Raw genomic sequence first — 12,169 nt, 5'->3', positions numbered from 1 at the left:
AGAGCTAGAGAGCTAGAGAGCTAGAGAGCTAGAGAGCTAGAGAGCTAGAGAGCTAGAGAGCTAGAGAGCTAGAGAGCTAGAGAGCTAGAGAGCTAGAGAGCTAGAGAGCTAGAGAGCTAGAGAGCTAGAGAGCTAGAGAGCTAGAGAGCTAATTTTGAGGGTTGACGTGAACGTGTCAACCCTTTTTCCACCTTCGGTTTAAGAATCTAGATATCTAGTTTTCCACTAGCGAAGCGTTCTAGACTCTAAAACCTAGAATCTACTTACGACGCGCCTTCAGGCGGTTAATCATCGCTAAACGACGTTCCGCAGACGCTTGGTCTGTATTCGGCTGCGTCGGGTTATTACGACGACCTTGGCGGTTCTTAAAGGCAGGTTTTGAGTTTAGCTTATCTACATAAGCATCACGACTCTTAGGCTCGTAACCTGGTTGTTCAACACGACGAATGCGTTGCTTGATTAGGTTTTCAACCTGAACCAGCGTTAGCTCTTCTTCACGGCTTACAAACGACACTGCATGACCACGCTTACCTGCACGACCTGTACGACCGATACGGTGAACATAATCTTCCGCTAGGAAAGGCATGTCGTAGTTGATTACATGTGGTAAATCTTCAATATCTAGACCGCGTGCAGCAACATCCGTTGCAACCATCACACGAGCTTTACCTTCTTTAAACTCATCAAGTGCACGACGACGTGCACTCTGTGCTTTATCACCATGACAAAGTACTGCTTTAATACCATCGAGCTTAAGCTCTTTCACGATCTCGTTTGCAGTCTCTTTGTAATTAACAAACACTAAAACTTGTTGCCAGTTCTTACGGCCAATCAACTCAGAAAGCAGTTCTGTTTTACGCTCTTGATCGACTGGGTATACAACGTGTGCCACCGTATTTGCAGTCGAGTTCGCACGCTCAACCATAATACGCTTGGGTTTACGTAAGATATCGATAGAAAGCTGATTCAGCTGACTAGAGGTTGTTGCAGAGAACATCATGATCTGCGGAGCGGATTCTACTTCCATCATGATATTGCGAATCGCATTGATAAAGCCCATATCCAACATACGGTCAGCCTCATCGAATACCAAGAACTCAAGGTCACGAACAGATACGTTCTCTTCTTCGATATGCTCAGCAAGACGACCTGGCGTCGCGACTAGTACATCAACACCTTTTTCCAGCTGACGCTCTTGAGTCGACATCTTGTTACCACCGTATACGGCAGCAATATTGAGGTTTGTGAACTTAGCATATTCTTTAATGTTATCGGCGATCTGAGCCGCAAGTTCACGGGTTGGAGCAAGAATCAACGCTCGAGCAGTACGTGGGGACGGTTGTTTGCCGCTATCGAGTAGCTGCTGAATAACAGGCAATGAGAAAGCCGCTGTTTTACCGGTACCGGTTTGTGCGGTTGCAAAAATATCGTGGCCTTTACGAGCCAGAGGGATAGCTTGTTGCTGAATCGGAGTCAGTTTTTCATAACCGCATTCGGTTAGAGCTTTAACGACTTCTGGTGCGAAGCCTTGAGATGAAAATGACATGGTAACGCCCTTAAACAAACTACAAAATAGAGTGAAATTTAATTTAGCTCCGCACTATAAAGGAATTGCGGTGATTAATCTCACATAAATTAGAATTTTTGTTCATTTAAGAGCATTTCACAGCTGTTTAAGCCATTCTTCACATCGTGAGTCGAATAATAACATCGAGCATTTCATCAAAACATGGTCCTAATGCATCTTCATCGACTGCGTGACAGTATACACCGTTGAGCTGGTTGGATTTGTAATCATCTTTCAAGGTGTTGTCATCCAATAATTTAGGAGAGTTTGCCATTCGAAGCAGAAGATCCTCTCCTTTTTCCGCATCCGGTCCAGAGGTGTCAGTTAAAGCCGAACCTAAACCTAAGGTGAAAACGTATATATCTGCAATACGAGCCGCTTCCGCCATATCTTCCACGAGGTTTCTTGAAACACGATTCACTTTAACAAAGAGATCAGCGGCAGAATCACTATCAGGATCATATTGTGTCACTGGACGGTTTGGATGCAGCGGGTTAAGTACATTGAATTCGGTCGCGGTCGAATCATGTGCTGTGTAATACTGTGGTAAACTCATGAGTTCGTCATCAATATTGCTTCCGTGGTTAGCATTAGAAACCACTGTTGCCATCTGGTTTATACGCCACAAACCATTAGGGGTTCCTGAACTACCATCGCTGGTTCTTATCGCACCAACCCTATCACTACCCGCAACTCTAAAGCGACTCGCAAAAGTGTTTGGTGCACCATCAGTAAAAAATACGATCACTTGAAGGTTTGCCGGTGTCGATGCGTTCCTTAATTGCTCTAGTGCGAGATAAAAACCTTCAGACGCGTTTGTATAGTGGTATTCACCGCCTGTACTGAATGTAAAACCATTTATCGCCGTATTGACGTTAGTGCGATTGTAGCCTCTGGTTGTATTCAAGCTTATTGGCACTTGTGCTCCAGCGGCATAATTAACTAATGCAATACGATCAAATTGCTCATTAAATTTACCAACGAAGTCTTTAGATCTATCAATAACATCTTGAGTAACGTCCGTACCTAAAAATAATGAGCTCGAGTTATCAATCACTAATGCTAAATCTACAGGTCGCCTAATTGTTGCGGCTTCAGCAAGTGGGTTAAGCTCTGAAATACCTGCAAGTTTAAGGAAGGTGGTTGGCATGGTTGCGGATGCGTCAAGGTCAACCTCAATATTACCTGCGGTGTCTGAGGTAAAGGTTACACTATCAAGGGTTGCTGTCGCGTCATAAAAACCTGTAGGCATATTAGCCGTAAAGTACTTACGTGCTGCAGCTCTACCTTCACTCTCTCCATTAGCAACAGCTCTAGCTGCTGCTAAGCCAGCAGCATCGACGGCAGACAACATTTTCGCTTTAACAATGTAAGCTCGTGATGTGTCAATCGCCATTCCTGCAAAAATGAATAATACGGGCAATACTAAGATCGAAAGCACAGCGACCAGCCCTCTGAATCGCATTATTTTCCTTTTCATAGACACTCCTCTCGCCCTACATATATGTTGTATCAGATAGAACAATGTCCCCATCGAATAACAGGTCATAGACTGATGAGTAGCGATACATCACCTCAACCACATAGACCGATTCACCCTCAGCTAAAGTCATACCTAAGTTGGAAATAGTCTGTTTTGACTCGGGTAAGTCACACACATCATTGACCCATGTGGAACACCCTGACCAGATATCGCTATTTTCGGGAATACCAGCGTTCCCCCAACGGACTTGCTCACTCACATATGGATCATCGCCCGACGATTGACCGACAACTGAAGTGATATACATAGCACCGTCTTGAGTTAGGTCTAAATCTCCTGATGCTAAGGCCATTGTATCCATTATATCTTGGGGGGAATCGGTACTAGAGCGTGAAACAATGTTACCGGCCTCTCGACTTAAACTGATTACAATGTGGTTGGCATGCATGACCATTGTGAGCTCAAAAATGCCTACAACAAGCAACAGAAAAATAGGTATAACTATTACTGACTCGACAGCTGCCAAGCCCTTTTGTTTCAGCTTCATCAAGCGTGAGGTTTTCATCTATATGCCTCTAGTTCAGTCAAGTCATAAGACATCAAACGTCTCGTTCTTCATTGCTGCACTGACGGTAAACTGGTACTTACCATCAGGTAGCATGGGATAAATGAAGGGGCTTGTTGTTGCCCACTCACAATCAAGGTGAATTACAATCAGATCACCTGGACCACCGAAGCCTGATAATGTATTACCGTTGATATCTGTAACACGGACGTCTTCGACATTCATAACCCTGGACAAAAGACCATTTGAAGAGGAATCTATCTTTTGAAGAATCGCAGCTTCTCGGTTAGAAGTTTCATCAGGGTCAAGATCAGACAAACCAGTGATCGCATATCTAGCCCCTTCTCTTACAGAATGTTGCATAGTCATTTTTACGTAGCTAAACAAACCCAAATCAATGACCGCAAACAAGAATAAAAAGAACACGGTAGCAACTAAGGAAAATTCAGTGATCGTTATGCCTTTCTGGTTATTCCGACGACGTTGTTTCGTTATTTTCATATCATGTAACTCAATCACTTCGCTTACGATAATGATTATTAATTCACCATATGAATAGTTCTATAGTTTACAAAACGACTAGGTTCAAATGTGCCACTTCACACTTAAAAACCAAGGATCAAATACTTAAAACGATAGTAAACGAAGGATGAGCTGGATAGTTCGAATGAACTACCAATAGATGAGGTATAAGCTGTTCTTTTTGCTGCACAATTTCATAAACAAAAATGTAAGTGACAAAAACATCCAGACAAACCTTGATAGATTGTACTAATTGGCCTATTTGAGCATCCGTCTCAATAATGAAACAGTTATCATTGAACGAGACCATTATTACCTAAATGTAATAATGATTTTCAGAAATCACTAATTATCAAATATCAGTAAAAGACTATACTACCCCCATCAAAACGACGCAGCGTCCCATCAGTTACTGAACTACGCTTAAGACGTCAAATAATACCAACGAGATTAATTTATTAATCCGATATAACCCGGAAGGAATAGCTAATGGCACTCGATATCAAACCTGGTCAAACTCATATTCAATCTAAAGCAATGGTTGCGTGGGCTGCGGGTGAGCCGCTAAAGCGCGAAACTGTTGATGTTGAACTACCAAAGCCTGGCGAAGTGCTTGTTCGCATCGTTGCAACAGGTGTTTGTCACACTGACGCATTCACGCTATCTGGTGACGATCCAGAAGGCATCTTCCCTTCAATCCTAGGTCACGAAGGTGGCGGTATTGTTGAAATGGTTGGCGAAGGCGTAACCAGCGTTGAAGTTGGCGACCACGTTATCCCACTTTACACAGCAGAGTGTGGCGAGTGTAAGTTCTGTAAATCGGGCAAAACTAACCTGTGTCAGGCAGTTCGTGAAACTCAAGGTAAAGGCCTAATGCCAGATGGTACTAGCCGCTTCTCTATCAACGGTGAGCCAATCTTCCACTACATGGGTTGTTCTACGTTCTCTGAGTACACGGTTCTACCAGAAATCTCACTGGCAAAAGTAAACAAAGAAGCGCCACTTGAAGAAGTGTGTCTGCTTGGCTGTGGTGTAACAACCGGCATGGGTGCGGTACTTAACACAGCGAAAGTTGAGCAAGGCGACACAGTTGCAGTATTTGGTCTTGGTGGTATCGGTCTGTCAGCGATCATCGGTGCTCGTATGGCTGGTGCAAGCCGCATCATCGGTATTGATATCAACGAGAGCAAGTTCGACCTAGCAAAACAGCTTGGTGCAACTGATGTGATCAACCCACAAAAATTCGACAAGCCAATCCAAGAGGTTATCGTTGAGATGACAGATGGCGGCGTTGACTACTCATTCGAGTGTATCGGTAACGTAAACGTAATGCGTCAAGCACTTGAGTGTTGTCACAAAGGCTGGGGTGAGTCGGTAATCATTGGTGTTGCGGGTGCAGGTCAAGAGATCTCAACTCGTCCATTCCAACTTGTTACTGGTCGTGTATGGCGAGGCTCTGCATTCGGTGGCGTTAAAGGCCGTTCAGAGCTTCCAGAAATCGTAAACCGTTACATGGCGGGTGAGTTTGGTCTACAAGAGTTCATCACTCACACAATGGGTCTGGACGATGTAAACGAAGCGTTCGAGCTAATGCACAAAGGTGAGTCTATCCGTACTGTTCTTCATATGGATAAATAATCTTAAAGCCCCACAGTTAAGCTGTGGGGCTTATCTTTTAGTGACACGCTCGCAAACTTATCAATTTCAAGCATTTCATTTTAAACACGCGATACTAGGAAAGCTCATGGCACAAGATCTTCAAAACATCAGCCAAGCGAAAGTCGCTGGTGGTTGGCACAAGCAGTACACCCATCACTCTGATTCTCTTAACGTTAGCACTCGCTTTGCGATCTTCTTACCACCGAACGCAAATGCCTCAAATCCGGTTCCGGTTGTTTACTGGTTATCTGGCTTAACCTGTACCGACGAGAACTTTATGCAGAAGGCTGGTGCGTTTAAGAAGGCTGCTGAACTGGGTATTGCGATTGTCGCACCCGATACGAGCCCGCGCGGAGAAGGTGTGGCTGATGATGAAGGTTACGATTTAGGTCAAGGCGCAGGCTTCTATCTAAACGCAACTCAAGCTCCGTGGGATAAGCACTACCGTATGTACGATTACATTACGCAAGAGCTGCCAGAAGTGATTGAAGCAAACTTCCCGGTCACCTCTGTTCGTTCTATCTCTGGACACAGCATGGGCGGCCATGGTGCCATTACGATCGGTATCAAGAATCCGCACAGCTACCGTTCGATTTCAGCATTCAGCCCAATCACGCACCCAATGCAATGCCCTTGGGGCCAAAAAGCGTTCAGCGCTTATCTTGGCAGTGATGTTGAACAATGGAAGCAATACGATAGCTGTGAACTGCTCCGCACCAACAATGTCAACCTACCAATCTTAGTTGATCAAGGTGATGCGGATAACTTCTTAACGGAGCAATTAAAACCCGAGTTGTTAGTCGAAGCGGCAAAAGAATACGACACGGATTTAGAGCTAAGAATGCAGCCTGGCTATGACCATAGCTACTACTTCATTTCTAGCTTCATTGATCAACACCTTGAGTTTCATGCCGCTTACTTGAAACAGTAGATTCTCATTTGTCCCGTCCTAAAATACATTGATTAATAAAGAGCCCCACTCTCTAAAGTTATCTAAAGCATAGAGAGTGGGGCTTTTGTTATTGTTTACGACTCTTCACAAGATTAGTGATAGAAAAACCCGTTACTAACATGGTTCCTGATAAGACCATCAACGCACCAATTAGTGTGTTCCATCCTATCTGCTCATCCAGTACTAAATTACCCCATAAAATACCGAACACAGGAATCAGGAAGGTGACAGACAGTGTCGATGACGCACCGATATCTTGAATTAAGCGGAAATAGATCAGGTACGCCAGCGCCGTACACACGACGCCCAACGCGATCACTGAGGTCGCAACCTCAAAGGTAGGCGTTTCTCGTATTGGAATAAATGGAAGTAACGGTATAGCGAGCAACGTGGCCGCCCACATGCTGCCGTGTGCATTATCAAACGAAGAAACCTTTGGTGCGTTGATGGCATAGTTGGTAGCAAGACCATAACAAAATGCCGCCATGATCCCGGCAACAATTGCGCTTGTAGCTCCCTCTCCTATCTTGGCTGCATCCCAACCCACCAGCACTGCAACACCGATAATACCGATCACTAACCCCGTCATTTTTTTGCTCGTTAGCGGTGTCTTATGCCAAAAGAAAGCAATAATTGCCCCCCAAATAGCGGCAGTGGAATTCAAGATCGACAAGGTTGATGCATTTAATGTCTGCGCAGAATAGGCAAATAAAAAGAACGGAAGCGCAGAGTTAAATAGCCCCATCATAAAGAAATGTTTTGGGTTAGCTGAAAACTTTAATTTCTTTTTCAGATAGATAGCGACAATAAACAAGCTTATCGCAGCAAAAAACACCCTTGCCTCAATAAGATAAGCAGGGCCTAAAGAATTGGCGGCGATACGAGTGAATATAAATGATCCGCCCCAGATCGCTGCTAATAACAGCAGACGGAGAGCACTAGCGACTGACATGGTTTTCTCGATTTAATTATGAGCAAGCAAAGTTTAACAGTGTGACTGAAAGTGAATGAAAACACGATACTTTTCAGACTTTTGGATATACTTACTGAGTTGTTAATCCGTTGAGACTAGATGATGAGTAATAAAGTATCCACTTCTGCTTTAGCCAAACTTAAGGAATTAGAGCCTAAACAACTTTTTTCACAATTACGCAGCGCTGGCTACATCAACCGATTCGACGACGCTTGGTTGCTGACTGAGAAGGGTGAAAAGTTTGGTGGTGAATATGTGGACCATACCAAGTTTGGCCGCTTTATCGTTTGGCCAGAAAACCTCATCATTGATGACGATACAACGAATCACAGCCATTTAACTGCTACTCAAGTAGGAGAACGCTTCAAGCTCAACGCAAAGAAGATAAATCAGCTGTTTAAAGAGCTCGGTTGGTTACAGAAAACAGAGTCAGGCTGGCAGTTAACACCGCTTGGAGCAACGGTTGGTGGTGAACAAAAGACACACGAAGAAACGCAGAATCAGTTCGTCATTTGGCACGATTCCATAATACGTAATGTTCGCCTCAAACAAACTGTCAGTGAGTTCTCTGGTAAAGATGCCGAAGCACACTCAACCGATCGCTCATTCTCAAGCTTTAGACAAAAGTTCTCTGCCAAGCACCGAACCTTGGACGGACATTATGTGCGATCTGTCGGCGAACTGTTGATTGACAATTGGCTATATATGAATGCTGTAGCTCACGCTTATGAACGCCAACTGCCTATCTCAGACAATGTCATCTCCGATTTTTACCTACCTGCCGCCAATGCGTATCTGCAATTTTGGGGAAATGACGAAGGCGCTATTAGCGATAAAAAAAGGGCTGAGATAACAGCGATATACGAGAAACACGGTTTAACATTGATTCATGTCGAGCACGATGAAATCGACAACCTTGACTCAATACTGCCGCCCTTGCTCCGCCCGTTAGGCGTTCATGCATATTAAACTTCCTCCTGTTAAGGATAAATATTCAACAGCAACATATAGAATGATATACTGCACCGGTAAACAATCTATGCTGCTGTTGGACGAATGAAGCACAACCCAATAAAAACAATCGCGCTAATCATAATCAGTTCAATACTGATTGCATTTTATGTCTTGGAACCTTTTAAGCTGAACGAGCCTGAAAGCACCGAAGTAAGCACGACTGTAACCTTTTCTCCAGAGGATTACGTACGAACCCTCCCATTTGGAGAGAAAGTTCTAGAAACACGAAATCTGTCGCGTAACGACGCTCAAGCAGCGGAGCGTAAACTCACTCAACTTGAGTTACGAGGAGCCTTTAAGCATGCTCCCGAGCTCAAAGCTTATCGCCTAATGACCCTTGCCAACATTGCCCAACATCGTGGACAAAATGGTCAAGTAATGGCGCTTTCCAAAGACTTAAACGAGATTGCAGACGCTCATCAACTGGAATGGGTTCACGCAGAGTCTCTAGCAGAGCTCGCTATTGAGCACATTAAATTAGGTCAGCTAAATGAGGCTTCAATCACCATCGAGAAAGCGATCAGGATTGCTAATTCGATTAACTATGATTCCCTGCTTATTAAGGCCTATAACACCGCAGGAGTTATCGCCAATGACCGAGCAGAACTGGTAGACGCTCAACGTTATTTTCATTTAGGCATCAAACTCGGTAAGCGCTACCCAAATCATATCTATAATGCCAAGCTGCTATCAAACATGGCGCTTATTTATATCTTCCTTGAAGATTGGTCAAAAGCACTTGAGTTTATGGAACTCGCCAAAAAGAGCTATGAAAACGGAGATTTGATCGAAAATGGAGTAATGCTCATCCTGCATAGCAATCAATCCTTTGTTTACTACAACATGCAAGATGCAAAAAATGCGCGAGTCTCAATTAATAAGGCACAAAGCTACCTCTCTGACAATCCTTCCAAGCGCCTTGAGCTTATCTTTTTGCAGGCTAAAGGCGATGTGTTACTTCTAGAAGAAAAGTACCCTCAAGCCGCAGAATTAGCCCTGGAATGTATCAATAAACCCGAGGTCAACAACTTCCCAACCGAACACGGCCAGTGCTTACAAAACCTTGCTCAAGCCAATATGGCACTAGGAAATGTACATCAGGCAAAGCTCGATATTGAAAAGGCGGCAACCATTTTTGAACAATTTGGGTTGAGAAACTGGATTATTCGTTCACACAAATTATTGGCGGAACTTCATCAGCAACTTGGTAACCATCAAGCCTCTTTGGTCTATTTCATGAGTTATCATGATGCAAACAAGGCTCTGTTATTTGATAAGAGACAAAGTGAGCTCTATTTGGTACAGCAGTTTTTTGAGACACAAGCGTTGCAGCAAGACTTTGAGCTCGCCAATTCCGAAAAGAAGCTCGCCGGTGTGATACTGGAACAACAGCAAACACGGACGCGCGTTATTGTGACCCTAACAATATCGTTAATCATGGGGCTGGCAATCGTTCTCGCACACGCGTTCAAAACCCGAGCTCAGAATATTGAACTTAAAAAAGTTAACCTCAAGGACCCTTTAACGGGGTTAGGAAACCGCCGCTTTCTCGAAAAGAGTATCGATGAGATTGTGCAGACCAATGAAAGCGATATTTATCATCTTGCAGTTATAGATTTAGACAACTTTAAGCAAATCAATGATACCCATGGCCATGTTATTGGCGATATGATTCTCACACAAACCGCATCAAAGCTTGAGCAGATAATTGAGGTTCAGGATTCGATCGTACGTTGGGGTGGTGAAGAGTTTGTTTGCATATTAAAAGGCAATCACAACCTCATACCTCGTATCAATCAACTCGGAGAAAGCCTATCCGAACAACCGTTTTATCTTGAAGGGAATGAGATTGTGGTCACCGCTTCGATAGGCGTTAATCGTTATCTATCTGCTCGTGAAATGCAGCATGATATGGATTCTCTGTTCAATCAGGCAGACCAAGCGCTTTATCGAGCAAAAGCGCTTGGTAAGAATCGAATCGAGTTCGTCTAACAACCAGCTCTATTCGACTAAAACTAATTCAATTAGCCGGGGTGTCCATCTGCTCTTGGCTTACATAGCATTGGACCAAACTTCACTAAATACATCACAAATGCGATGACCCAAAGTGCAGCACTAATATTCACGAAAGTGAACAGCTGAGCAGGGGCGACTCCGACGCCTAGGCTGCGAACCAATGCACTGACCAAGATGGCAACAAATGCCCACCACATGCTTGGACCTTCATAGATTGCACGCCCAGTGTGTCCCATTGTGACACGAGTAATCATTGATAAAATAACACCGCCTAATGCACCAATGGCAAACAGGTGAATCATGTTGTGAGCCACAAATTGCTCCGCCAATAGACCACGTAGTAGCAAGCTCACTGGGATACATAAATAAGTAAGGTGAAGGGACCACACCAATGGCTCTTTCAACGTCAACCAACTCTTCCAACGGACCACTTTGATTAGCTGTGCTACTCCGGCAAACACCATTAATGGCAGTCCCAATTCACTTTGAGTAATAGGGAAAAAGCTTAGTACGAACAGTGCCACTAAAGGAAGGTTTGCACACCACTCAAGCCACGCGAGTGGCTGCGGCTTATCAAAGCCCAACTTACGCGCTGAGAAGAATGGGATGACACGACCACCCATGATCGATAGTAACAGGGTGAACCACCACAGCATTGCTTGCCATACCGCAGAAGATGTAAACGGAGGCATGCCCTTGATTGTCGCGTACGCTGCATAGTTTGCCACAATCGCCAAAACAAATAGCGGTATGAAGAATAGGTTTCTCCAGCCCTTAGAACGATAGACACGGAAGCCAACTTCATAAGCAAGCAAGGCAAGAAATAGCGCTTCAATGGACGACGTTAACCACAGTGGTACGGGTGTCCAGAACAAGATTCTAGGCAATAACCAAAGTGCGACTAATAAGCCTAATCGATAGTGCTTAGTCCCAGGAACATTGGCCCATGTCTGCACAGCAGTCAAAACAAAACCAGCTACAATCGCCATTGAAAAACCAAAGATCATCTCATGGACGTGCCACCATAATGCAGGTACAGCAAGATTACTTGGTTGGCCCGATTGAAACATCCACACCCATAGCGGGATTGCGACAACGGCATAGAGCGCCCCCAATAAAAAGAAAGGCCTGAAACCTAAACGAAGCAGTGGTGGGATTTTCTCTTCAAGTTTCTTATCAGTAATATTAAGCATAAGTTCACATCTAAAAGGCAGTATTTTTAGTGTAGCGGCTTCGCTAATAAACGCACCGACACACTCTATTGCAGTAGTATTATCAAGTAGTGTGCCAACTCTAAAACCTCTTTTCTCAAGTTATTTATACTTGTTAGTCAACCAATTAATAGAAAATATTATCCTTGAGATAAACCAATTACATTATCTTTTGGATAATGAAATCACTATGATAAGAACAAAAAT

At 44.0% G+C, this 12,169-nt stretch carries 10 protein-coding genes; 4 read left to right on the top strand and 6 right to left on the bottom strand.

All coding sequences use genetic code 11. The annotated features are described in order from the left end of the window. Positions 1-259: 259 nt before the first annotated feature. From DPF91_RS14465 to DPF91_RS14450, 4 genes are all read right to left on the bottom strand, one after another. Positions 260-1,546, bottom strand: coding sequence for a DEAD/DEAH box helicase (locus tag DPF91_RS14465; protein WP_117235135.1), 1,287 nt, complete (start codon positions 1,544-1,546; stop codon positions 260-262). Positions 1,547-1,685: 139 nt separating this feature from the next. Further along, the gene (locus DPF91_RS14460; protein ID WP_117235134.1) at positions 1,686-3,047 is read right to left on the bottom strand and encodes a TadE/TadG family type IV pilus assembly protein; all 1,362 of its coding nucleotides are present in this window, start codon (positions 3,045-3,047) and stop codon (positions 1,686-1,688) included. A gap of 16 nt (positions 3,048-3,063) precedes the next feature. Next, entirely contained in the window at positions 3,064-3,615 is a 552-nt protein-coding gene (locus tag DPF91_RS14455) for a TadE/TadG family type IV pilus assembly protein (RefSeq protein WP_117235133.1), read from the bottom strand. A gap of 24 nt (positions 3,616-3,639) precedes the next feature. After that, the gene (locus DPF91_RS14450; protein WP_117235132.1) at positions 3,640-4,116 is read right to left on the bottom strand and encodes a TadE/TadG family type IV pilus assembly protein; all 477 of its coding nucleotides are present in this window, start codon (positions 4,114-4,116) and stop codon (positions 3,640-3,642) included. 510 nt (positions 4,117-4,626) lie between these two features. Between DPF91_RS14450 and DPF91_RS14440 the strand changes: the two genes are divergently transcribed. Both DPF91_RS14440 and fghA read left to right on the top strand, forming a co-directional pair. Further along, positions 4,627-5,775 carry an S-(hydroxymethyl)glutathione dehydrogenase/class III alcohol dehydrogenase gene (locus tag DPF91_RS14440; RefSeq protein ID WP_117235130.1) on the top strand — a complete coding sequence of 383 codons (1,149 nt, stop codon included), beginning with the start codon at positions 4,627-4,629 and terminating at the stop codon, positions 5,773-5,775. Positions 5,776-5,881: 106 nt separating this feature from the next. After that, positions 5,882-6,727, top strand: coding sequence for an S-formylglutathione hydrolase (fghA, locus tag DPF91_RS14435; RefSeq protein WP_117235129.1), 846 nt, complete (start codon positions 5,882-5,884; stop codon positions 6,725-6,727). Between the two features lie 88 nt (positions 6,728-6,815). On the opposite strand, the gene DPF91_RS14430 is transcribed toward fghA, so the two are convergent. Continuing rightward, on the bottom strand, positions 6,816-7,700 hold the full coding sequence (locus tag DPF91_RS14430; protein WP_117235128.1) for a DMT family transporter: 885 nt from the start codon (positions 7,698-7,700) through the stop codon (positions 6,816-6,818). Between the two features lie 123 nt (positions 7,701-7,823). Between DPF91_RS14430 and DPF91_RS14425 the strand changes: the two genes are divergently transcribed. Both DPF91_RS14425 and DPF91_RS14420 read left to right on the top strand, forming a co-directional pair. Then, on the top strand, positions 7,824-8,690 hold the full coding sequence (locus DPF91_RS14425; protein WP_117235150.1) for a glycerol kinase: 867 nt from the start codon (positions 7,824-7,826) through the stop codon (positions 8,688-8,690). Positions 8,691-8,777: 87 nt separating this feature from the next. Further along, positions 8,778-10,727 carry a tetratricopeptide repeat-containing diguanylate cyclase gene (locus DPF91_RS14420; RefSeq protein ID WP_117235127.1) on the top strand — a complete coding sequence of 650 codons (1,950 nt, stop codon included), beginning with the start codon at positions 8,778-8,780 and terminating at the stop codon, positions 10,725-10,727. A gap of 32 nt (positions 10,728-10,759) precedes the next feature. On the opposite strand, the gene DPF91_RS14415 is transcribed toward DPF91_RS14420, so the two are convergent. After that, positions 10,760-11,944: an NnrS family protein gene (locus DPF91_RS14415; RefSeq protein WP_117235126.1), complete on the bottom strand. Its 1,185-nt coding sequence runs from the start codon at positions 11,942-11,944 to the stop codon at positions 10,760-10,762. Between the last annotated feature and the right edge of the window lie 225 nt (positions 11,945-12,169).

The organism is Vibrio maerlii, from assembly GCF_003415655.1.
Taxonomy (GTDB): domain Bacteria; phylum Pseudomonadota; class Gammaproteobacteria; order Enterobacterales; family Vibrionaceae; genus Vibrio; species Vibrio maerlii.
This window is presented reverse-complemented; position numbering and strand designations above follow the sequence as displayed.

Bases quoted from the DNA above. Each gene is read 5' to 3' on its own strand.
- DPF91_RS14420 (WP_117235127.1), top strand. From the start codon at position 8,778: ATGAAGCACAACCCAATAAAAACAATCGCGCTAATCATAATCAGTTCA.
- DPF91_RS14460 (WP_117235134.1), bottom strand. From the start codon at position 3,047: ATGAAAAGGAAAATAATGCGATTCAGAGGGCTGGTCGCTGTGCTTTCG.
- fghA (WP_117235129.1), top strand. From the start codon at position 5,882: ATGGCACAAGATCTTCAAAACATCAGCCAAGCGAAAGTCGCTGGTGGT.
- DPF91_RS14415 (WP_117235126.1), bottom strand. From the start codon at position 11,944: ATGCTTAATATTACTGATAAGAAACTTGAAGAGAAAATCCCACCACTG.
- DPF91_RS14465 (WP_117235135.1), bottom strand. From the start codon at position 1,546: ATGTCATTTTCATCTCAAGGCTTCGCACCAGAAGTCGTTAAAGCTCTA.
- DPF91_RS14440 (WP_117235130.1), top strand. From the start codon at position 4,627: ATGGCACTCGATATCAAACCTGGTCAAACTCATATTCAATCTAAAGCA.
- DPF91_RS14455 (WP_117235133.1), bottom strand. From the start codon at position 3,615: ATGAAAACCTCACGCTTGATGAAGCTGAAACAAAAGGGCTTGGCAGCT.
- DPF91_RS14430 (WP_117235128.1), bottom strand. From the start codon at position 7,700: ATGTCAGTCGCTAGTGCTCTCCGTCTGCTGTTATTAGCAGCGATCTGG.
- DPF91_RS14425 (WP_117235150.1), top strand. From the start codon at position 7,824: ATGAGTAATAAAGTATCCACTTCTGCTTTAGCCAAACTTAAGGAATTA.
- DPF91_RS14450 (WP_117235132.1), bottom strand. From the start codon at position 4,116: ATGAAAATAACGAAACAACGTCGTCGGAATAACCAGAAAGGCATAACG.